The organism is Streptomyces sp. NPDC052396 (assembly GCF_044593195.1).
GTDB lineage: Bacteria > Actinomycetota > Actinomycetes > Streptomycetales > Streptomycetaceae > Streptomyces.
In genome coordinates this window covers 630859-651164 of record NZ_JBIUAW010000001.1, presented here as the reverse complement: position 1 = coordinate 651164, position 20306 = coordinate 630859, and the positions used below count along the sequence as shown (strand labels likewise).

Genomic DNA, 20306 nt, shown 5'->3' with positions numbered 1-20306 from the left:
CCTGAGGGGGCGCACCCGTACGGCTCCGTGGCGGGGACAAGGGGCGCACCGCGCCGGATACTCCGAGGCATGGATCTCCTCCGCCGGTTCCTGCCCTCACTGGCCGCCCTCGCGCTGCTGCCACTGGCCGGCTGCACCGGGCCGGCGGCCGGACCCGCGGCGCCGGCGAGGACCGGCTCCGCACCCGCCCCCTCGGTGAGCGGTCCGGCCGGCGATCTGCAGACCGCCTACCAGCGGGTGGTCAAGGAGGTGCTGCCCTCGGTGGTGCAGATCACCACCGCGCAGGGCCTGGGCTCGGGTGTGGTCTACGACGACAAGGGCGACATCGTCACCAACGCCCATGTGGTCGGCGACTCCACCGCCTTCAAGGTCTCGCTGGCCACCGGCGGCACCACGGTGGGCGCCCGGCTGGTCTCCAGCTATCCGGACCAGGATCTGGCGGTGGTGCGGCTGGACTCGGTGCCCAAGGGGCTGCACCCGGCCACCCTGGGCGACTCGGCCAAGGTGGAGGTCGGCCAGATCGTGCTGGCCATGGGCAATCCGCTGGGGCTCTCCAGCAGCGTCACCCAGGGCATTGTCTCGGCGGTCGGCCGCACCGTCAGCGAGGGGCGCGGCGGGGGCGGCACCGGGGCGACCATCGCCAACATGGTGCAGACCTCGGCCGCCATCAACCCCGGCAACAGCGGCGGAGCGCTGGTCAACCTGGCCGGGCAGGTGATCGGTATCCCCACCCTGGCGGCCGTGGACCCGGAGCTGGGCGAGGGCGCCGCGCCCGGCATCGGCTTCGCCATCCCGGCCGCCACGGTGAGCCGGATCGCCGGCCAGATCGTCAGCAGCGGCCGGGTCACCGACTCGGGCCGGGCCGCGCTGGGCATCACCGGACGGACCGTGGTGGGCCCGGACTTCAGCCCCAACGGGGTGGCGGTGGCGTCCGTCAACCGGGGCGGCCCCGCGGACAAGGCCGGGCTGCGCGCCGGCGACATCATCACCCGGGTCGGCCGGACGGCCATCACCACCCTGCAGTCCCTGTCCGAGGCGCTGGCCGGGATGAATCCGGGCGACCGCACCGAGGTGACCTACGACCGGGACGGGGCGGAACGGACCGCGAACGTCACCCTGGGCGAGATGTGACGCCCGCGGCCAGCCCGGCTAGCCCTCGGCGGCGGCGTGCAGGCTCATCGGCGCCGGGTAGATCTCCTTGCCGTCCTCGAACAGCCTGACCTGGTCGACCCCGCCGTCCAGCAGGGCCTGCCACTCCTCACCGATCCAGGACTCCGCGTCCCCCTGAGTGGTGAACTCCTCCGGCTCCACCGCCGGCGGGACCTCCGTGCCATCGGTCTTCTCGAACCGCCACACCCACGCCATGTCCGCCTCCCGTGTGCTGTCCTCTGCCAAGCCTCTGCTGATGTGGCGCAGCCTAACGGCCCGTCACCCGCATGGCAGGGGGATCCCCGCGCGCCCGCCCGGGCGGGACGCGAGACGATCGGGGCGTGGAACTGACACTGCTCGGCACCGGGGCCCCCGACGGGCTGCCGCGCCCCGGCTGCCCCTGCGCGGCCTGCGCCCTGGCCGTCGGCGAGGACGCCCGGGCGGCCACCGCGCTGCTCGTGGACGGCGCGCTGCTGCTGGATCTGACCCCGGGGCCGGCCTTCGCCGCCGCCCGCGCGGGGCGCTCGCTGGCCGGGGTACGCCAGGTGCTGCTCTCGCACCCCAACCATGGCCCGCCGCTGGAGTTCCCGGCCGGGCTGCCCGCGCCGGGGCGGGTGCCGGACGGCCGTGAGCTGTCGGTGATCAGCGGGCACCGGGTACGGGCGATGGCGCTGGACGCCCCGGGCACCGGCTACGAGGTGCAGGGCCCGGAGGGCGGCCGGCTGCTGTACCTGCCGCCGGGCGGGGCGCCGGCCGGGCTGGTGGCGGTGACCGCCCCGTACGACATAGTCCTGCTGGATGTGACCGGCCGGCCGGACGCGCTGGCCCGGCTGCGCGAGGCGGGCGCGGTGGGGGCCACCACCGATGTGCTCGCGGTGCACCTGGACCATGAGGTGCCGCCGGGCCGGGAGCTGCACCGCCGGCTGGCGGCGGCGGGCGCCCGGGCGGTGCCGGACGGGACCACGCTGACCGTGGGCGACTACCACGCGGTGCCCGACCTGCCGCGCCGCACCCTGGTGCTGGGCGGGGCGCGCTCGGGCAAGTCGGTGGAGGCCGAGCGGCGCCTGGAGTCCTTCCCGCAGGTGCTCTATGTGGCCACCGGCGGCACCCGGGAAGGCGACGCGGACTGGGCGGCGCGGGTGGCCCTGCACCGGGAACGCCGGCCGGCCTCCTGGCGCACCACCGAGACCTGCGACCTGGTGCCGCTGCTGGCCGCCGAAGGCCCGCCGCTGCTGATCGACTGCCTGGCGCTGTGGCTGACGCATGTCATGGACGAGGCCGGGGCCTGGTCCGACGCCACCTGGGACGGCGGCGGGCGGCAAGCGGTGACCGAACGGGTGCGGGAGCTGGTGGCGGCGGTACGGGCCACCGGCCGCACGCTGGTGGCCGTCAGCAACGAGGTGGGCTCGGGCGTGGTCCCGGCCACCTCCGCCGGGCGGCGGTTCCGGGACGAACTGGGGCGGCTGAACGCGGCGTTCGCCGCCGAGTGCGAGCAGGTGCTGCTGGTGGTGGCGGGGCAGGCGCTGCCGCTGCGGGGCTGAACGGCCGGCGGGCCGGGGGCTGGGAACAGGCACCGGCGACCCAGGGTTACCGCACCTCTCACGGCGGTAGTGTGTGGCGGATGAGCGGTCTGAATCTGGATGACTTCGCCACGCTGATCGAGCGCCCCGACCCGGGCGTGCGGCGTGAGGCCGAGGAGCGCCGGGAGCGGCTGGTGCCGCGGCCGGGTGCGCTGGGACGGCTGGACGAACTGGGCGAGTGGCTCGCCGCGGCACAGGGGACGGTGCCGGTCAAGCCGGTGGAACGGCCCAGGGCGATCCTGTTCGCGGGCGACCACCAAGTGGCCTCGCTGGGCGTCTCGGGCGGCCCCAAGGACGGGGCCGCCGAGCTGGTGCGGGCGGCGCTGGACGGCGGCAGCACGGCGGCGGTGCTGGCCCGCCGCTTCGGGGCCGGGCTGCGGGTGGTGGACATGTCGCTGGACTGCGACCCCGCTCTGCTGCCCGAGGAGGTCACCCGGCACCGGGTGCGCCGGGGCAGCGGCCGGATCGACATCGAGGACGCGCTGACCGCCGAGGAGGCGGAGCAGGCGTTCCGGGCCGGCATGGCCATCGCCGACGAGGAGGCCGACTCCGGCACCGACCTGGTGGTGCTGGGCGACCTCAGCGTCGGCGGGACCACCGCGGCCGGCGCCCTGATCGGCGCGCTGTGCGGCACCGATGCCTCGGTGGTCACCGGGCGCGGCGGCGCCGGCATCGACGACCTGGCCTGGATGCGCAAGTGCGCGGCCATCCGGGACGCGCTGCGCCGGGCCCGCCCGGTCCTCGGCGACCAGCTGGAGCTGCTGGCCACCATCGGCGGCGCGGACCTCACCGCGATCACCGGCTTCCTGCTGCAGAGCGCGGTGCGCCGCACCCCGGTCATCCTGGACGGCGTGGTCTCGGCGGCCTGTGCCCTGGTGGCCCAGCGGATCGCCTTCCGGGCGCCCGACTGGTGGCTGGTGGGCCAGGCCAGCGGCGATCCGGCGCAGGCCAAGGCGCTGGACCGGCTGGCGCTCAACCCTCTGCTGGACCAGGGCGTCACCGTGGGCGAGGCGACCGGCGCCCTGCTCGCGCTGCCCCTGGTACAGGCGGCCGCGGCCCTGGCGGCGGAACTGCCCGAGCGGCCCTGAGGTCCCGCGGGGCCGGGCCGCCGTCAAACCACGCCCATACCTTCACTCTTCAGGGGAGAAGTCCGCTTGACTCCGGATGACGAGGCGAGCAGCGGCGGCGCCTGGCCCAGCCGCTCGGCCACCTTCGCGGTGTGGTACCTGCGTGCCGTCACCTTCCTCAACCTGCTCAGCGCGGTCTGGGTGTCCCTCGGCGCGGGCATCCGCCGGCACAGTATCGACGAGTACTTCACCCCGTATCTGCTGGACGCCGGCTTCACCTCGGCGGTCACCTCCTTGTTCATGGCGGTGACGCTGGGCCGGCGCAAGCGGGCGGCGTGGATCCTCAACCTGGCGCTGGCCGGCCTGGTGCTGCTGGTGATGGTCTTCTACCTGGCCGACCCGCAGATGCGCGGGCACCTGCAGAACTGGGCCTCCGCCCTGGTCACCGCGCTGTTCGTGGTGGCCCTGCTGGTGGGCCGGAAGGAGTTCTACGCCAAGGGCGACCGCTCCAACCCCAAGCTGGCGGCGGCGGTGGCGGCCGGCGGCCTGCTGGTCTGCTCGCTGATCGCCGCACTGCTGGTGACCGTCACCAACCAGGCGAGCGACGAGTACCGCTCCACCTTCCTGGACCGCTGGCGCTACGGCGCCATGCGGTGCATCTGGCTGGTGGTGGACGAGAGCCACTACACCGGCATCGACGCCCCGGGCTGGGTGGACGTGGCCATCAATGTGCTGAGCACCGCCCTGCTGGTGCTGGTGGTGTACGCGGCCTTCCGCTCCCGCCGGGCCACCGACCCGCTGACCGCCGAGGACGAGTCCCGGCTGCGCGCCCTGCTGGAGAAGTACGGCGACCGGGATTCGCTGGGCTACTTCGCGCTGCGCCGGGAGAAGAGCGTGGTGTGGTCCCCCTCCGGCAAGGCGGCGGTCACCTACCGGGTGGTGGGCGGGGTCTCGCTGGCCTCCGGCGACCCGCTGGGCGACCCGGAGGCCTGGCCGGGCGCCATCGAGCCCTGGCTGGCCGAGGCCCGGGCGCACGGCTGGATCCCGGCGGTGATGGGCGCCGGCGAGGAGGCGGGCACCATCTACGCCCGGCACGGTCTGGACGCCCTGGAGCTGGGTGACGAGGCCATCGTGGAGACCGCCGAGTTCACCCTGGAGGGGCGCGCGATGCGCACCGTACGCCAGGCGTTCAACCGGGTGAAGCGCGCCGGGTACACCGTGCGCATCCGGCGCCATGACGAGATCCCCGAGCCGGAGATGGCCGAGCTGCTGCGGCGCGCCGACGACTGGCGCGACGGGGCCACCGAGCGCGGCTTCTCCATGGCCCTGGGCCGGCTCGGCGACCCGGACGACGGGCGCTGTGTGATGCTCGAATGCCACGACGGGCAGGGCGAGTTGCGGGCGATGCTGAGCTTTGTCCCCTGGGGCCCCAAGGGCCTGTCGCTGGACCTGATGCGGCGTGACCGGGACTCCGAGAACGGCCTGATGGAATTTATGGTCATCGAACTGCTGCAGCGCGGCAGGGAGTTGGGCATCACCCAGGTCTCGCTCAACTTCGCGATGTTCCGCTCGGTCTTCGAACGCGGTTCCAAACTGGGCGCGGGACCCGTGCTGCGCGCCTGGCGCTCGCTGCTGTCCTTCTTCTCGCGCTGGTGGCAGATCGAGTCCCTCTATCGAGCAAATGCGAAGTACCGCCCGATCTGGGAGCCTCGTTTCATGCTGTTCGAGAAGAGCAGTGACCTGCTGCGGATCGGCATCGCCAGCGCCCGCGCGGAGGGCTTCCTGGAGGCGCCCGGCCTGCCCAAGTGGCTCAACCGCAAACACCTGGAGAGCCGGCGATGAACCGCGCGGCGCTGCGACGCGCCGCGCGCACCGAATGGGGACCGCTCCTCGGCACCATGGGGCACGCGCTCACCGCCAGGCGCTGGCGCGCCATCCCGATGACGCTGACCGCGGTCGCCCTCACCGCGCTCTTCCAGATCGTCCAGAACCAGCCCTGGGGCTTCCACCATGTCCAGCGGCTGGGCTCGGTCCAGGCGCAGCTGCCCTGGTGGCTGGCGCTGCTGCGCACCCCGCTGTCCCTCTTCGTCCCCGCCCTGGACCTGCCGGTCTGGGGCGCACTGGCCCAGTTACTGATCGTCTTCGGGATCGCCGAGCTCTGCCTGGGCCGCCGGCAGACCCTGGCGGTGGCCTATCTGGCCACCGTGGCCGGGACCATGTACGCCCGGCTGGGCGTCTGGCTGGGCCCGGGCGGGCTGCTGGGCCTGCCCGCGGAGGCCGCCCAGGTCATCGACACGGGCCCCTCGGCGGCCGTGGTGGGCCTGGCGGTGTACATCTGCTGGCGCTACCGCGCCTGGCTCACCTGTGCGGGAGTGGTGCTGGCCATGGTGGCGGAGGCGGTCGTCAAGCCCAATCTGGCCGGCAAGGAGCACATCGCCGCCATGCTGGCCGTGCTGCTGCTGTGCACGGCGGAGGAGCTGCGCCGGCGCCGCAAGCCCCGTCAGGATCTCTACCGGGACCGCGATCAGCGGTCCGGAGCGCCGGCCACCAGATCGTGAAGCCGGTTGCGCACCGCAGCCCAGCGGGCGTCGTGCCGGTAGGCGCGCACCCGGGCCTTGCGCCGGGCACGCGGACGGTGCCGGTAGAAGCGTCGTGCCCAGGGCGAGCCGGGCCGGGCCAGCCGCACCGCGCCCACCAGCGCCACCAGCGGCACCACCGCGCCGATCAGGGCGATCCGGGGCTTGCCCTTGGCCAGCGCGAACAGCGCCACCAGAAAGTTGATCAGGGTGTTGGTCACCACGATGCTGCGGCTCTGCAGCTCGTCCGGGGTCAGCTCGTTCACCCCGAACGGGGCGAAGCCGGCCAGCACCAGCCCCACCAGCGCGGCCGTGAGCACCACGATCTCCACGCTCTTGCGGCCCTGCTCGGTCCAGTAGACATCGTCCAGGTGCAGCACCAGGGCGAACTCGTCCAGCACCAGCCCGGCGCCGCAGCCGAAGAGCACCGCCGCGACCACCGCCCCCGGACCGTGCCCGCGCACCGCCACCGAGCCGAAGCCGCCGATCACCATCAGCACGATCCCGGGCACCACATGGTGCACATGCAGCCCGCCGGGGCGGATGTTGCCGAAGGGGCCCCGGCCCGCCCGGATCAGCCGGGTGATCACCCGGGTGACCAGGAAGGTCAGCACAAAGGCGGCCAGTGCCAGCAGCAGCGGCAGCTTGCCCGGCTCGACGATGTTGCGGTCCAGCCAGTGACCCATGGAACTCCTAGCCCCCACTTCCGTAATGCACCAAATCTACGATTGACCGCCCTCACCGGCGGGATACCCTCCCGCGGTGACCGACACCACTCCCGCCCGGACAACCCCCGCGCACGCCCTGCGGTTCGCCTTCGGCACCCTCACCGTGCTGCCGGTGCCGCTGACCCGCTGGGACCGGCCCACCGCCCGCGGCGGCATGCTGGCCGCCCCGCTGGCCGGGCTGGCGGTGGGCGCCTGCGCGGCGGCGGCCGGCGGGCTGTTCCTGCTGCTGGGCGGGGGGCCGCTGCTGGCCGCGGTGGCCACCGTGGCGGTGCCCGCCGTGCTCACCCGGGGGCTGCACCTGGACGGGCTGGCCGATGTCGCCGACGGGCTGGGCAGCGGCAAGCCCGCCGAGCAGGCCTTGGCCATCATGAAGCAGTCGGACATCGGCCCGTTCGGGGTGATCACCCTGCTGCTCACCCTGCTCGGCCAAGTCGCCGCGCTCACCGCCCTGTTCACCACCGGGGGCGCGTACGGCGCACTGGGCGCCGTGACCGCGGCGCTCACCGCGCGCTGCGCGCTGACCCTGGCCGCCCGCGCCGGGGTCCCGGCGGCCCGCCCCGAGGGGCTGGGCGCGGCGGTCGCCGGGGTGGTGCCGGTGCGCGCCGCGCCGGTGGTGGCGGCGGCCGCCTGCTGTCTGGCGGGCGGGGCGGGCGCGCTGCTCGGCCCGTACCGGGCCGCGCACTTCGCGCTGGCCGCGCTACTGGGCCTGGCCGGCGGAGAGTTGATGCTGCGGCACTGCCGGCGCCGGTTCGGCGGCATCACCGGGGATGTGTTCGGGGCGCTGGCGGAAACCGCGTTGACGATCACGCTCATCGGCCTGACCCTGGGCTGAACGCCCACCCGGGGATAGGCTCTCGGGTTACCCGGTGGCCCGGTAGGACGCCAGCGAATTCACGGCGCATACGATGCGCTCAGTGCGGCCGGACCGGCCCCCGCTCGCGCACCCCAGTCTCAGAAACGCCACCACAACGGAAGTAGGGACACCCACCACCGTGACTGCTCTCACTCTCAGCACCTCCAGCGCGGCGACGCTGCGCGCCGATGCCGTCGTCATCGGTGTGGCCAAGGGTCCCAAGGGCCCGGTCGTCGCCCCCGGCGCCGAAGCCGTTGACCAGGCGTTTGACGGCAAGCTGGCCGCCGTCCTCGAGACCCTCGGCGCCGGCGGCGACGAGGGTGAGGCCACCAAGCTGCCCGCCCCGGCCGGCGTCAAGGCGCCGGTCGTGCTGGCCGTGGGCCTGGGCGAGGTGCCCGCCAAGGGCGAGGTGTACGCCGAGGAGGCGCTGCGCCGGGCCGCCGGTGTGGCCGCCCGGACGCTGACCGGTGCCAAGAAGGCCGCCTTCGCGCTGCCGGTGGCCGACGCCGGGGCCGCCGCCGCCATCGGCGAGGGCGCCCTGCTCGGCGCGTACACCTTCACCGCCTTCCGGGGCGAGAAGAACAACGGCAAGTCCGGCAAGGGCGAGCCGCTGGGCGAGGCCGCCATCCTGGGCGCCAAGCCGCGCGACAAGGCCTTCAAGGCCGCCGCCGAGCGCGCCGTGGCCGTGGCCGAGGAGATGAACCGGGCCCGCGACCTGATCAACACCCCCTCCAACGCCCTCTACCCGGCCTCCTTCGCCACCCTGGCCCAGCAGGCGGGCAAGGAGCACGGCCTGAAGGTCGAGGTGCTGGACGACAAGGCGCTGCTCAAGGGCGGCTACGGCGGCCTGATGGGCGTCGGCCAGGGCTCCGCCAACGGCCCGCGCCTGGTGCGCATGGCCTACACCCACCCCAAGGCGGAGAAGACCCTGGCCCTGGTGGGCAAGGGCATCACCTATGACTCCGGCGGCATCTCGCTCAAGCCGGCCGGCCACAACGAGACCATGAAGTGCGACATGAGCGGCGCCGCCGCGGTGTTCGCCGCCGTGGTGGCCGCCGCCCGCCTGGGCCTGAAGGTCAATGTCACCGGCTGGCTGGCCCTGGCGGAGAACATGCCCTCCGGCACCGCCACCCGTCCGGGCGATGTGCTGAAGATGTACAGCGGCAAGACGGTGGAGGTGCTCAACACCGACGCCGAGGGCCGCCTGGTGCTGGCCGACGCGATCACCCGCGCCTCGGAGGAGAACCCCGACGCCATCGTCGATGTGGCCACCCTCACCGGCGCCATGGTGATGGCGCTGGGCAACCGCACCTTCGCGGTGATGGCCAACGACGACGCCTTCCGCACCACCCTGCACGAGATCGCCGAGGAGGTGGGCGAGCAGTCCTGGCCCATGCCGCTCCCCGCCGACCTGCGCAAGGGCATGGACTCCCCGGTGGCCGACATCGCCAACATGGGTGAGCGGATGGGCGGCGGCCTGGTGGCCGGCCTGTTCCTCCAGGAGTTCGTGGGCGAGGGCATCACCTGGGCGCACCTGGACATCGCGGGCCCCGCGTTCCATGAGAGCGCCCCCTACGGCTACACCCCCAAGGGCGGCACCGGCTCCGGTGTCCGTACCCTCGTCCGGCTGGCGGAGCTCACCGCCGCCGGCGACCTCGGCTGAGTCCGCGCGTACGGCGCGGCCCCGGAATGCTCCGGGGCCGCGCCGTGTTCGCTATGGACGAAAACCCACATACGTACGCACGAGTAACCCCTTGAAGGTGACGCATCAGTCGTCCCTCAGCCCGGCCCGGCGTCCCGCCGTCCGTCAACAAGTGCGAAGATGTTGTCTCGGCAGGACAGGGCCCCCGTTAAGCACAGGGCCGAAGAAACAGCGGCCGAACTACAGCCGCCGCCCGGTCACCGCTGACCGGCAACGGCGTACCCATGCATGGAGGACGTGACGTGGCGAACGACGCCAGCACCGTTTTCGACCTAGTGATCCTCGGAGGCGGTAGCGGCGGTTACGCCGCTGCCCTGCGTGGCGCGCAGCTGGGTCTTGACGTCGCCCTGATCGAGAAGGACAAGCTGGGCGGCACCTGCCTGCACCGCGGCTGCATCCCCACCAAGGCGCTGCTGCACGCCGGCGAGATCGCCGACCAGGCACGCGAGGCCGAGCAGTTCGGTGTCAAGACCTCGTTCGAGGGCATCGACATCGCGGGCGTCCACAAGTACAAGGACGACGTGATCTCCGGCCTCTACAAGGGCCTGCAGGGCCTGGTCGCCTCCCGCAAGGTCACCTATGTGACCGGCGAGGGCCGCCTGTCCTCCCCCACCTCGGTGGACGTCAACGGCCAGCGCTACACCGGCCGCCACGTCCTGCTGGCGACGGGCTCGGTGCCCAAGTCGCTGCCGGGTCTGACCATCGACGGCAACCGGATCATCTCCTCGGACCACGCGCTGGTCCTGGACCGGGTGCCCAAGTCCGCGATCGTGCTGGGCGGCGGCGTCATCGGCGTCGAGTTCGCCTCCGCGTGGAAGTCCTTCGGCACCGACGTCACCATCGTCGAGGCGCTGCCCCACCTGGTCCCGGTCGAGGACGAGAACAGCTCCAAGCTGCTGGAGCGCGCCTTCCGCAAGCGCGGCATCAACTTCTCGCTCGGCTCCCGCTTCTCCGGTGTGGAGTACACCGACGCGGGCGTGCGGGTCTCGCTGGAGAACGGCAAGACCTTCGAGGCCGAGCTGCTGCTCGTCGCCGTCGGCCGTGGCCCGGTCTCCCAGGGCCTGGGCTACGAGGAGGCCGGGGTCGCCATGGACCGCGGCTATGTCCTGGTCGACGAGTACATGCAGACCAATGTGCCGACCATCTCGGCCGTCGGTGACCTGGTCCCGACCCTTCAGCTCGCGCACGTCGGCTTCGCGGAGGGCATCCTGGTGGCGGAGCGGCTGGCCGGGCTCAAGCCCGTCCCGGTCGACTACGACGGTGTGCCGCGCGTCACGTACTGCCACCCCGAGGTCGCCTCGGTCGGTCTCACCGAGGCCAAGGCCAAGGAGCTGTACGGCGCCGACAAGATCGTCGCTCTGAAGTACAACCTCGCGGGCAACGGCAAGAGCAAGATCCTGAAGACCGCGGGCGAGATCAAGCTCGTCCAGGTGCGGGACGGTGCCGTGGTCGGCGTCCACATGGTCGGCGACCGCATGGGCGAGCAGGTCGGCGAAGCCCAGCTGATCTACAACTGGGAAGCCCTGCCCGCCGAGGTCGCGCAGCTCATCCACGCGCACCCGACGCAGAACGAGGCTCTGGGCGAGGCTCACCTGGCCCTGGCCGGCAAGCCGCTGCACTCGCACGACTGAGTCCCGAGCGCATCACCATCCGCACTACTCGTAAGGAGCAACCGCACCATGGCGGTTTCCGTAACCCTGCCGGCGCTCGGCGAGAGCGTGTCCGAGGGCACCGTCACCCGCTGGCTCAAGGCCGAGGGTGAGCGAGTGGAGGCCGACGAGCCGCTGCTCGAGGTCTCCACCGACAAGGTCGACACCGAGATCCCCGCCCCGGCGTCCGGCATCCTCGCCTCCATCAAGGTGGCCGAGGACGAGACGGTCGAGGTCGGCTCGGAGCTGGCCATCATCGACGACGGCACCGGCGCCCCTGCCGCTGCCCCGGCCCCGGCCGCCGCCGAGGCCCCCGCCCCGGCCCCGGTCGCCGAGGCCCCCGCCGCCGCCCCGGCCCCCGTGGCCGAGGCTCCGGCCGCCCCGGCCCCCGCCGCCGCCCCGGCCCCGGCCGGCGCTGCCACCGGCACCGACGTTGTGCTGCCCGCGCTGGGCGAGTCGGTCACCGAGGGCACCGTCACCCGCTGGCTGAAGGAGGTCGGCGAGACGGTCGAGGCCGACGAGCCGCTGCTCGAGGTCTCCACCGACAAGGTCGACACCGAGATCCCGGCCCCCGTCTCCGGCACCCTGCTGCAGATCCTGGTCGGCGAGGACGAGACCGCCGAGGTCGGCGCCAAGCTGGCCGTGATCGGTGCCGCCGGTGCCGCTCCGGCCGCCGCTCCCGCCCCGGCCGCTCCGGCGCCCGCCGCCGCCCCGGCCCCGGCTCCGGCTCCGGCCGCTGCTCCGGCTCCCGCGCCCGCCCCGGCGCCGGCTCCGGCCGCCGCCGTGGCCACCGCCGAGGGCGCGTATGTCACCCCGCTGGTGCGCAAGCTGGCGGCCGAGAGCGGTGTGAGCCTCTCCTCTGTCCAGGGCACCGGTGTCGGTGGCCGCATCCGCAAGCAGGACGTCATCGCCGCCGCCGAGGCCGCCAAGGCCGCGCCGGCCCCGGCCGCCGCCGCTGCCCCGGCTCCGGCCGCCAAGGCCGCCCCGGCGCTGGAGGTCTCGCCGCTGCGCGGCCAGACCGTCAAGATGCCGCGGATGCGCAAGGTCATCGCCGACAACATGATGAAGGCGCTGCACGGCCAGGCTCAGCTGACCTCCGTGGTCGAGGTGGACATCACCAAGATCATGCGGATGCGCGCCAAGGCCAAGGACAGCTTCGCCGCCCGCGAGGGCGTCAAGCTTTCCCCGATGCCGTTCTTCGTCAAGGCCGCTGTCCAGGCGCTGAAGGCCCACCCGGTCATCAACGCCCGGATCAACGAGGACGAGGGCACCATCACCTACTTCGACTCGGAGAACGTCGGCATCGCCGTCGACTCCGAGAAGGGCCTGATGACCCCGGTCATCAAGGGTGCGGGTGACCTCAACATCGCGGGCGTCGCCAAGAAGACCGCGGAGCTGGCCGGCAAGGTCCGCACCGGCAAGATCAGCCCGGACGAGATGTCCGGCGCGACCTTCACCATCAGCAACACCGGCTCGCGCGGTGCGCTGTTCGACACGGTGATCGTGCCCCCGAACCAGGTCGCCATCCTGGGCATCGGCGCCACCGTCAAGCGCCCCGTGGTCATCGAGACCGAGGAGGGCACCACCATCGGTGTCCGCGACATGACCTACCTGTCGCTGTCCTACGACCACCGCCTGGTGGACGGTGCCGACGCGGCCCGCTACCTGACCACGGTCAAGGCCATCCTGGAGGCCGCCGAGTTCGAGACCGAGATCGGTCTCTGATCCTCGCGACGATCCCCGCAGGTCAAGGGCGCGGCCCCGGCTTCGTACTCGCTACGAGCCGGGGCCGCGCCCTTTTCCTGGTCGTTTTCCCGTTCCCTGGCCGGTTTTCCGGGCCGGGATAATGGCCCCGTACATCCGCCCGCTAGGAGCGCCCCATGTCACCACCCGTCGTCCACTCGCTGCGCGAACAGATCCGCGAGCACATCCTGGAGGGGATCGTCAGCGGCCGCTGGCAGCCGGGCGAGCGGATCGTCGAGCGCCGGATCGCCGCCGAACTCCTGGTCAGCCAGACGCCGGTCCGCGAGGCGCTGCGCGAGCTGGAGTCGCTGCGCCTGATCGAATCCGCGCCCAACAAGGGCGTCCGGGTGCGTGAGCTGACCGCCGACGACCTGCGCGAGAGCTACCCGGTACGGGCCGGTCTGGAGCAGGTGGCCGCCGAGCTGGCCGCCGGCGCCCTGGCCGAGGACACCACCGCCCTGGACCGCGAGGTCGAGGCACTGCGCGAGGCCGACCGCACCGCCGACGGCGAGGCCCAGGTGCGGCACACGGTCGCCTTCCACCGGGAGATCGTCCGCGCCTCCGGCAACAGCGTGCTGCTGCACACCTGGGAGTCGCTGGGCATCGAGGTCTGGACCACCCTCTCCATCCGCTGGCTGAGCCCGGAACCCTGGCTGCAGGCCGAGGACCACGCCCAGCTGGTCGCCGCCTTCCGCCGGCGCGACCCGGACATCGGCGAGCTGCTCAAGACCCATGTCCTGGGCTGCGCCCCGCGCATCTGAGGAATTTCCCCGGTTCCGCCGGTTCTCGCCGGTTCCCTCCGCCAGAAAATCTTTACGCGGGATTGATCGATCATCGATCAGAGGCGTATCGTCTCCGCCGGAGCCGCATTCGACCGCCCTGTCCTGTGTCGAGGCGCGGCTCAGGGGTACCGACGACAGGGCCCGTACGTCATCCGTTGCCCTGGCCGGCGCACGGAGTCCTGTCGTCCGCCCCCATCATGGGGGGATGCGAGCGGCCCGTCTGATCAAGCTGGTGCTGTTGCTCCAGTCCCGGTCGTCCCTGACGGGCGCCGAACTGGCCCAGCAGCTGGAGGTCTCCGAGCGCACCGTCGCCCGGGACGTCCTCGCCCTCTCCGAGGCCGGCATCCCGGTCTACGCCGACCGCGGCCGCGCCGGCGGCTACCGCCTGGTCGGCGGCTACCGCACCCGGCTCACCGGCCTGGGGCGCACCGAGGCCGAGACCCTCTTCCTCTCCGGCGTGCCCACCGCGCTGCGTGACATGGGACTGGCCGACGCCGCCTCCGCCGCCCGCCTCAAGGTCTCCGCGGCCCTGCTGCCGGAACTGGGCGACGCTCCCGCCAGTGCGGCCCAGCGCTTCCACCTGGACGCCCCCGGCTGGTGGCAGCCCGCCGAACCGCCCGCCCTGCTGCCCGCCATCGCCGACGCCGTCTGGGACGACCGTGCCCTCACCGCCGCCTACCGCCGCCGTGACCAGGAGGTGGAGCGCCGGCTGGAGCCCTACGGCCTGGTCCTCAAGGCGGGCGTCTGGTACCTGGCCGCCCGGGTGGACGCCGCCTTCCGCACCTACCGGGTGGACCGCTTCACCTCGGTGGCCGCCTCCGGCGAACGCTTCCGCCGTACCGAGGACTTCGACCTGGCCGCCTTCTGGGAGGAACACGCCGTCCGCTTCACCCGCTCCCTGCTCCGCGAACGGGTCCGGCTCCGCCTGACCCCGGACGGCGCCCGCCGCCTGCCCCAGGTGACGGACCGCACCGCCGCGGCGGAGGCGGTATCCGCTGCGGAGGCCCCCGACGAGCGGGGCCGGATCACCCTTACCCTGCCCGTGGAGTCCCTCGCCGTGGCCTATGAACAGCTCCTGTCCCTGGGCCCCGAGGCGGAGGTTCTCGATCCCCCCGCCCTCCGTGCCCGTTTCGCCGAGGCGGCGGCCCGCGGCGCGGAGCTGTACGGGGACGCCCCGTAAGGGGCGCGGGGAACTGCGCGACCAGCCCCGGACGACCCGCAGCCGAAACGCGACCGGGGCGCCCCGCCCGGCGGCGGACTACCGGTAGTCCGCCGCCGAAGCCCGCTTCCCACCGTGGACGACATCCACGAAGTACCCGCCCACATCCGGCCGCGACCCATCCACGTCCGTGAAGCCATAGACCTTGGCGAGGTCCCCGCTGAAGACCGACTTCCCGCTCCAGCGCTGCCGTTCCGGATCCGAGGCCAATGCCACCACCGCCCGGCCGATGAACGCCGGCGACTCCGCGATGGCGAAGTGCGGTTCCTTGGCCACCGCGTCCCGCCAGGTCTCCTCCGTCACCCCGAAGTGCTCCAGCATCTCCTCGGACCGCAGGAAGCCCGGGCTGAGGCAGACGGCCGTCCCGCCGTACTGCCGCAGCTCATGGGCCAGGCTCCAGGCCATCCGGAGCGGGCCGGACTTGGCCAGGTCGAAGAAGAACATCTCCCGGTAGTACGCGGTGTTGAACTCCTCCGTGCCATCGGTGATCTCCACCACCAGCCCGCCCGGCCGCCGGATCAGCAGCGGCAGGGCGTAGTGGCTGGTGATGGCGTGCGCGTCGATGGCCAGCCGGAGCATCCGCAGGCCGTCGCGCAGCTCGCCCTCCCACGCCCGCTGCCCGAACTTCAGCAGATGGTCGCCGCCCCAGACATCATTGACCAGCACATCCAGCCGTCCCTGCTCCCGGTCGATACGCTCCACCAGCGCCGCCACCTGCTCCGGCTCCAGGTGGTCCACCGGCACCGCGATCCCCGTGCCGCCCGTCGCCGTCACCAGTTCGGCCGTCTCCTCGATGGTCTCCGGGCGGCCGACCTCGCTGCGCCGCTCCCGGGTGGTGCGCCCGGTCGCGTACACCACCGCCCCGGCCCGGCCCAGCTCCACCGCCATGGCCCGGCCCGCGCCCCGGGTGGCGCCCGCGACGAGCGCCACCTTTCCCCGCAACAACTGTTCGCTTGAGTTCATGCGGCGCACGCTGTCATCGATACCGGACATCTCCTGTCGGGTATTCCGGGAGAGGTTCCGGAAGGCCGACTTCCCACCCCCTCCGCGTGCGGCCACCGCCCCCAGGACGGATGCTGTTGGCGTGATGGACGAGACGGAGTTCTGGGAACTGATCGACAGCACCCGCGAGGCCGCCGAAGGCGATGCCGAGGAGCAGGCGGACCTGCTGGTCGAGAGGCTCATCCAACTCGATCCGGACGGCGTGCTGGACTTCGCCCGGCACTTCGAGGCGCGCTACAACCGCGCCTACCTCTGGGACCTCTGGGCGGCGGCCGCCGTCCTGCTCAACGGTGCCAGTGACGATGTCTTCGACTGCTTCCGCTGCTGGCTGATCGCCCAGGGCCGGGAGGTTTTCGAGGGCGCGGTACACGATCCGGACAACCTGGCGGAACTCCTGGAGGACTTCGACGAGGAGGTCGACGGCGACGGTGAGGACCTGGGATACGCGGCCGACGAGGCCTATGAGCAGCTCACCGGCGTCGAAACCCCGGATCTGGGCCTGCCCTCCCCACCGCCGGAGCCACTGGGCACCCCCATCGACCTGGAGGACGACGCCGCGCTCGCCGAGCGCCTGCCCGCCCTCTGGGACCGGTTCAGGGAATGAGCCGGGGAACGGACCGGAGAAGGGGCCAAGGAAGGGACTACAGCAGCCGCCGCCCCATCAGCACATCGTCCACATACGCCCCGTCCAGGCAGAACTCCCCCGGCAGCAGCCCCTCCTGGACGAAGCCCTCCGACTCATAGAGCCGCCGGGCGGCCGTATTGCCGCCCAGTACCCGGAGCGTGAGCCGCCGCGCGCCCTGCCGCCGCGACTCCGCCACCACCGCCCTGAGCAACGCGCGCGCCACTCCCCTGCCCCGGAACCGTTCATCCACCAACAGCCCCTGGATCTGCCGCACATGGGCATTGCTGGGCACCGGTACCGGACGGGCGAACCGCACATACCCCGCGACAACCCCCGCCACCTCCCCGACCAGCAGCTCCTCGGGCGGGTTGCGCTCGCTGAAGAACGGCGGGTGGGGCGCCACCGGCCGGGGCCCCACCGCATGCAGCGGGGACCAGCACCGCCGGTCCATCTCGGCCAGCGCGCCCTCGTCCGCCAATGCGGCTGTCCTGACCGTCAGTTGTGTCATGCGGCCAGTGTTTCCGGCGGGGCCCGGCCCCGCAACGAAGATCTCCGCGCCGCATGCGCCGTACGCACGGCGCTCCTTGAGCTCCGCCGTGCGACCACCATGCGACCGTGCTCTTCTGGTGCGCGACTGTTATTGACCGGATTTCTCTCTACGGTCGAGGCGAACTCGCGCATCGCCCCCGCCGGTTGAGGGCATCAGGCCCCCGAGCGAGCGGACCGACCCCGGGAGGGCACGTGGCACACCACGCCGATGTCGTCATTGTGGGAGCCGGGCTGGCCGGCCTCTCCGCGGCGCATCAGCTCACCAGCGCCGGCGTCACCGTCACGGTTCTGGAGGCCGCCCCGCAGCCGGGCGGCCGCATGGCCACGGACCAGGTGGACGGTTTCCGCCTGGACCGCTCCGGCCAACTGCTCAACACCTCCTACCCGGACCTGCTGCGCGCCCCCGGCCTGGGCGGCCTGACGCTGCGTCCGTTCATCCCCGGGGTGCTGGTGCACGCGGACGGCCGCAACCACCGCATCGGCGGTGCCAAGCGGGCCTTCAGCACCGCCCGGGCGCTGGCCCGCTCCCGCACCACCGGCCTGGACCAGGCCCGGCTGAGCACCGCGCTGGCCCGGCTGGCCGCCCAGCCGGTGGAGCGGATGCTGGCCCGCCCGGACCGGCCCACCGCGGCCACCCTGGCCGGCCGGGGGCTGCCCGCCCGCACCGTGGACGGCTTTCTGCGCCCGCTGCTCGCCTCGCTGCTCTCCGACCCGGACCTCACCACCTCCAGCCGCTGCGCCGACCTGGTGCTGCGCGGCTTCGCCCGCGGCCGGCTGTGTGTGCCGGCGGGCGGCGCGGCCACCCTGCCCGCGCTGCTGGCGACGCTGCTGCCGCCGGAGACGGTGCGCACCGGCGTCCAGGCCACCTCGGCCTGCACCACCTCGGTGAGCACCGCGGAGCACGGTGAGTTCCGCTGCCGCTCGGTGGTCATCGCCACCGGTGCCCGGGCCGCCGCCGAACTGCTGCCCGGACTGCGGCTGCCGGGCTTCCACCCGGTGACCGTGCTGCACCACACCACCGCCGCCCCGCCGGGCCGGGACGCCTCGCTGATCCTGACCGCCGGCCGGGGCGGGCCGGTGGCCCACACCACCGTCGCCAGCGAGGTGGACCCCGCACGGGCCCCCGCCGGACGGACCCTGGTGACCTCCACCGTCCTGGGAACGGCCGCCGGAACCCCGCTCACCGAGCTGGACCGGGCGGCCCGGGCCCAGCTGGCCCGGGTCTACGACCTGTCCCCCGGCGACTTCGAGCTGCTGGCCGGGCACCACGACCCGGACGCGGTTCCGGCCATGCCCGCACCCCATGACGCCCGCCGGCCGGTACGGCTGCTGTCCGGCCTCTATGTCTGCGGCGACCACCGGGACACCAGCACGGTCCAGGGCGCGCTGTTCTCCGGCCGCCGGGCGGCCCACGCCCTGCTGCGGGACCTGGGCATCCGCCCGGGATACGGGGCACCGACCCTCCGCGCGGCCTGACCCGAGCGCCCCGCAAGGGGGGGCGCCCCCTCAGGGGCGCGGGGAACTGCGCGACCAGCCACAGCCGACCCGCAGCCGACAAGCACCCACCCGCCCAAGAACCCCCGGGCCCCGCCCGGCAGGCGGAGGAGGCGGCCAAGCCGCCCCCTCCCCTAAAGCGCCGCCACCTTCTCCCGATACGCCCGCACCGCCGCCGCGTCCCGGTACGGCTCCAGCCGCCGCTCGAAGTCGCGGACGTACTCCACGGCCCGTACCGAGCGCATCTCCGAGGCCGCCGCGGCCGCCTCCGCCCCCAGGGCGCAGGCCTGCTCCAGCTCGCCCAGCCCCAGCCGGGCACAGCCCAGCACCACCCGGCAGAACAGCCGGCTGCGCGCATAGGCGGGGCCGCGCAGTTGCAGGGAGCGCTCGGCGTGCTGGGCCGCCGCGCGCCACTGCTGGAGATCCCGGTGGCAGTGCCCGAACTCGTCGGCCAGCTGCGCCTCGTCATAGCTGCGGATCCAGTACGGCACCTCGTCGCCCGGCCGCGCGGCCTCCAGCGCCCGCTCGGCCCGGGCCAGCGAGGCGGAACAGGCCCGTACCTCGCCCAGCACCGCGTGCCCGCGTGCCTCCACCGCGTGCAGCAGTGACTGCACCACCGGCGGGGCCCCGGAGCCCACACCCTGCTGGGCGACCCGGGCCAGTTGCACCGCCTCCCGGCCGTGCCCCAGATAGACCGCCTGCCGGCTCATGGTCACCAGGACATAGCTGCCATAGGCCCGGTCCCCGGCGGCCTGGGCCAGCCGTAGCGCCTGTACGTAGTAGCGCTGGGCCAGGCCGTGCGCGGCGATGTCATAGGACGTCCAGCCGGCCAGCCGGGTGAGGTCCGCCGCGGCGCCGAACAGCCGCCGCCCGGTGGTCTCCCCATAGGTGCCGCGCAGCATCGGTTCGGCCTCGTGCTCCAGGTAGCGCACCAGGGCCTGGCGGGCGTGCCCGCCGCCATAGGCGTGGTCCAGGGTGCGGAAGAGCTCGCCGACCGAGCGCAGGGCCGCGATGTCCCCCATCGTGACCCGCCCGCCGGGCGAGCGGTCCGCCCGCTGCCGCGGCACCGTGCCCCGGACCGCCGCCGGGCCGGGCGGCGCGGCGCCGGGGGTGCCCGGCGCCGGTGTGGCATTGCGCGCCACCCGGTCGTCCGCCCGTCCGATCAGCCAGTCCCGGCTGGGCACCACCAGCCCGGCCGGGGTGAAGGCGATCTTCCGGAGCTCGGTGTGGCTGCCGGAGTCCTTGCGCCACAGCCCGCTGACGATGTCAATGGCCTCGGCCGGCGAGGCGGCGAATTCCAGCCCGGCGTACACCGGTGCGCAGGCGTCCAGACCGAGGTCCTGGGCGGACAGCCGCCGCCCCAGCCGCCGGGTGAAGACTTCCGCGATCAGCGCCGGTGTGGTGCCGCGCGGTTGCTGGCCACGCAGCCAGCGGGTGACCGAGGTCTTGTCGTAGCGCAGGTCGAGGCCGTGCTCCAGCCCTAATTGATCGACGCGACGTGCGAGCCCCGCGTTGGAGAAGCCGGCCTCCGCGATAAGCGCGGCGAGCTGGCGGTTGGGAATGCGCTGTGGGGGTCGTTCCGTCATCA

At 73.3% G+C, this 20306-nt stretch carries 18 protein-coding genes; 13 read left to right on the top strand and 5 right to left on the bottom strand.

Annotation, left to right across the window (positions count from 1 at the left end; translation table 11 throughout):
* The first annotated feature begins 69 nt into the window (after nucleotides 1-69).
* A complete protein-coding gene (locus ACIHFE_RS03220; RefSeq protein WP_400104019.1) occupies nucleotides 70-1131 on the top strand; it encodes a S1C family serine protease in 1062 nt (353 codons plus the stop codon).
* 18 nt (nucleotides 1132-1149) lie between these two features.
* Here ACIHFE_RS03220 and ACIHFE_RS03215 read toward each other — a convergent pair whose 3' ends face one another.
* Nucleotides 1150-1365, bottom strand: a complete 216-nt coding sequence (locus ACIHFE_RS03215; protein WP_400104016.1) for a hypothetical protein — start codon at nucleotides 1363-1365, stop codon at nucleotides 1150-1152.
* Between the two features lie 125 nt (nucleotides 1366-1490).
* Here ACIHFE_RS03215 and ACIHFE_RS03210 point away from each other — a divergent pair, with 125 nt between their 5' ends.
* The 4 genes from ACIHFE_RS03210 to ACIHFE_RS03195 all read left to right on the top strand — a co-directional run bounded on the left by ACIHFE_RS03210 (nucleotide 1491) and on the right by ACIHFE_RS03195 (nucleotide 6354).
* Nucleotides 1491-2690, top strand: coding sequence for a bifunctional adenosylcobinamide kinase/adenosylcobinamide-phosphate guanylyltransferase (locus ACIHFE_RS03210; protein ID WP_400104014.1), 1200 nt, complete (start codon nucleotides 1491-1493; stop codon nucleotides 2688-2690).
* Between the two features lie 80 nt (nucleotides 2691-2770).
* Nucleotides 2771-3817 (top strand): nicotinate-nucleotide--dimethylbenzimidazole phosphoribosyltransferase, encoded by a 1047-nt coding sequence (gene cobT / locus ACIHFE_RS03205; protein ID WP_400104012.1) that lies wholly within the window; start codon nucleotides 2771-2773, stop codon nucleotides 3815-3817.
* 66 nt (nucleotides 3818-3883) lie between these two features.
* The gene (locus tag ACIHFE_RS03200; protein ID WP_400104010.1) at nucleotides 3884-5638 is read left to right on the top strand and encodes a phosphatidylglycerol lysyltransferase domain-containing protein; all 1755 of its coding nucleotides are present in this window, start codon (nucleotides 3884-3886) and stop codon (nucleotides 5636-5638) included.
* Complete coding sequence (locus tag ACIHFE_RS03195; RefSeq protein ID WP_400104008.1) at nucleotides 5635-6354, top strand: hypothetical protein; 720 nt, start codon at nucleotides 5635-5637, stop codon at nucleotides 6352-6354. The genes ACIHFE_RS03200 and ACIHFE_RS03195 overlap by 4 nt, the downstream gene beginning before the upstream one ends.
* Here the strand turns inward: ACIHFE_RS03195 and ACIHFE_RS03190 are convergent.
* Nucleotides 6321-7058, bottom strand: coding sequence for a hypothetical protein (locus ACIHFE_RS03190; protein WP_400104006.1), 738 nt, complete (start codon nucleotides 7056-7058; stop codon nucleotides 6321-6323). The two genes, ACIHFE_RS03195 and ACIHFE_RS03190, sit on opposite strands and share 34 nt — an antisense overlap.
* Nucleotides 7059-7134: 76 nt before the next feature.
* Here ACIHFE_RS03190 and ACIHFE_RS03185 point away from each other — a divergent pair, with 76 nt between their 5' ends.
* The 6 genes from ACIHFE_RS03185 (at nucleotide 7135) to ACIHFE_RS03160 (ending at nucleotide 15009) form a co-directional block, all read left to right on the top strand.
* Entirely contained in the window at nucleotides 7135-7932 is a 798-nt protein-coding gene (locus tag ACIHFE_RS03185; protein WP_400104004.1) for an adenosylcobinamide-GDP ribazoletransferase, read from the top strand.
* Nucleotides 7933-8092: 160 nt separating this feature from the next.
* Nucleotides 8093-9616: a leucyl aminopeptidase gene (locus ACIHFE_RS03180; RefSeq protein WP_400104002.1), complete on the top strand. Its 1524-nt coding sequence runs from the start codon at nucleotides 8093-8095 to the stop codon at nucleotides 9614-9616.
* Nucleotides 9617-9897: 281 nt separating this feature from the next.
* Nucleotides 9898-11286 carry a dihydrolipoyl dehydrogenase gene (lpdA, locus tag ACIHFE_RS03175; RefSeq protein WP_400104000.1) on the top strand — a complete coding sequence of 463 codons (1389 nt, stop codon included), beginning with the start codon at nucleotides 9898-9900 and terminating at the stop codon, nucleotides 11284-11286.
* A gap of 48 nt (nucleotides 11287-11334) precedes the next feature.
* The gene (gene sucB, locus ACIHFE_RS03170; protein ID WP_400103998.1) at nucleotides 11335-13029 is read left to right on the top strand and encodes a 2-oxoglutarate dehydrogenase, E2 component, dihydrolipoamide succinyltransferase; all 1695 of its coding nucleotides are present in this window, start codon (nucleotides 11335-11337) and stop codon (nucleotides 13027-13029) included.
* Between the two features lie 155 nt (nucleotides 13030-13184).
* The gene (locus tag ACIHFE_RS03165) at nucleotides 13185-13808 is read left to right on the top strand and encodes a GntR family transcriptional regulator (protein ID WP_400103996.1); all 624 of its coding nucleotides are present in this window, start codon (nucleotides 13185-13187) and stop codon (nucleotides 13806-13808) included.
* A 226-nt stretch (nucleotides 13809-14034) separates the two neighbouring features.
* Complete coding sequence (locus ACIHFE_RS03160) at nucleotides 14035-15009, top strand: helix-turn-helix transcriptional regulator (RefSeq protein ID WP_400103994.1); 975 nt, start codon at nucleotides 14035-14037, stop codon at nucleotides 15007-15009.
* A gap of 78 nt (nucleotides 15010-15087) precedes the next feature.
* Here the strand turns inward: ACIHFE_RS03160 and ACIHFE_RS03155 are convergent, their stop codons facing one another.
* A complete protein-coding gene (locus ACIHFE_RS03155; RefSeq protein WP_400103992.1) occupies nucleotides 15088-16011 on the bottom strand; it encodes an SDR family oxidoreductase in 924 nt (307 codons plus the stop codon).
* Nucleotides 16012-16135: 124 nt separating this feature from the next.
* Here ACIHFE_RS03155 and ACIHFE_RS03150 point away from each other — a divergent pair, with 124 nt between their 5' ends.
* A complete protein-coding gene (locus ACIHFE_RS03150; RefSeq protein ID WP_400104400.1) occupies nucleotides 16136-16654 on the top strand; it encodes a DUF4240 domain-containing protein in 519 nt (172 codons plus the stop codon).
* A 37-nt stretch (nucleotides 16655-16691) separates the two neighbouring features.
* Here ACIHFE_RS03150 and ACIHFE_RS03145 read toward each other — a convergent pair whose 3' ends face one another.
* Nucleotides 16692-17183 carry a GNAT family N-acetyltransferase gene (locus ACIHFE_RS03145; protein WP_400103990.1) on the bottom strand — a complete coding sequence of 164 codons (492 nt, stop codon included), beginning with the start codon at nucleotides 17181-17183 and terminating at the stop codon, nucleotides 16692-16694.
* 233 nt (nucleotides 17184-17416) lie between these two features.
* Between ACIHFE_RS03145 and ACIHFE_RS03140 the strand changes: the two genes are divergently transcribed.
* Nucleotides 17417-18700: an NAD(P)/FAD-dependent oxidoreductase gene (locus ACIHFE_RS03140; RefSeq protein WP_400103987.1), complete on the top strand. Its 1284-nt coding sequence runs from the start codon at nucleotides 17417-17419 to the stop codon at nucleotides 18698-18700.
* Between the two features lie 152 nt (nucleotides 18701-18852).
* Here the strand turns inward: ACIHFE_RS03140 and ACIHFE_RS03135 are convergent, their stop codons facing one another.
* A complete protein-coding gene (locus tag ACIHFE_RS03135) occupies nucleotides 18853-20304 on the bottom strand; it encodes a regulator (protein ID WP_400103985.1) in 1452 nt (483 codons plus the stop codon).
* Between the last annotated feature and the right edge of the window lie 2 nt (nucleotides 20305-20306).

Excerpts from the sequence above, each read along its gene's own strand:
- ACIHFE_RS03220 (WP_400104019.1), top strand. The coding sequence starts at position 70 with ATGGATCTCCTCCGCCGGTTCCTGCCCTCACTGGCCGCCCTCGCGCTG.
- ACIHFE_RS03215 (WP_400104016.1), bottom strand. The coding sequence starts at position 1,365 with ATGGCGTGGGTGTGGCGGTTCGAGAAGACCGATGGCACGGAGGTCCCG.
- cobT (WP_400104012.1), top strand. The coding sequence starts at position 2,771 with ATGAGCGGTCTGAATCTGGATGACTTCGCCACGCTGATCGAGCGCCCC.
- ACIHFE_RS03195 (WP_400104008.1), top strand. The coding sequence starts at position 5,635 with ATGAACCGCGCGGCGCTGCGACGCGCCGCGCGCACCGAATGGGGACCG.
- ACIHFE_RS03190 (WP_400104006.1), bottom strand. The coding sequence starts at position 7,058 with ATGGGTCACTGGCTGGACCGCAACATCGTCGAGCCGGGCAAGCTGCCG.
- sucB (WP_400103998.1), top strand. The coding sequence starts at position 11,335 with ATGGCGGTTTCCGTAACCCTGCCGGCGCTCGGCGAGAGCGTGTCCGAG.
- ACIHFE_RS03165 (WP_400103996.1), top strand. The coding sequence starts at position 13,185 with ATGTCACCACCCGTCGTCCACTCGCTGCGCGAACAGATCCGCGAGCAC.
- ACIHFE_RS03160 (WP_400103994.1), top strand. The coding sequence starts at position 14,035 with ATGCGAGCGGCCCGTCTGATCAAGCTGGTGCTGTTGCTCCAGTCCCGG.
- ACIHFE_RS03155 (WP_400103992.1), bottom strand. The coding sequence starts at position 16,011 with ATGAACTCAAGCGAACAGTTGTTGCGGGGAAAGGTGGCGCTCGTCGCG.
- ACIHFE_RS03150 (WP_400104400.1), top strand. The coding sequence starts at position 16,136 with ATGGACGAGACGGAGTTCTGGGAACTGATCGACAGCACCCGCGAGGCC.
- ACIHFE_RS03145 (WP_400103990.1), bottom strand. The coding sequence starts at position 17,183 with ATGACACAACTGACGGTCAGGACAGCCGCATTGGCGGACGAGGGCGCG.
- ACIHFE_RS03135 (WP_400103985.1), bottom strand. The coding sequence starts at position 20,304 with ATGACGGAACGACCCCCACAGCGCATTCCCAACCGCCAGCTCGCCGCG.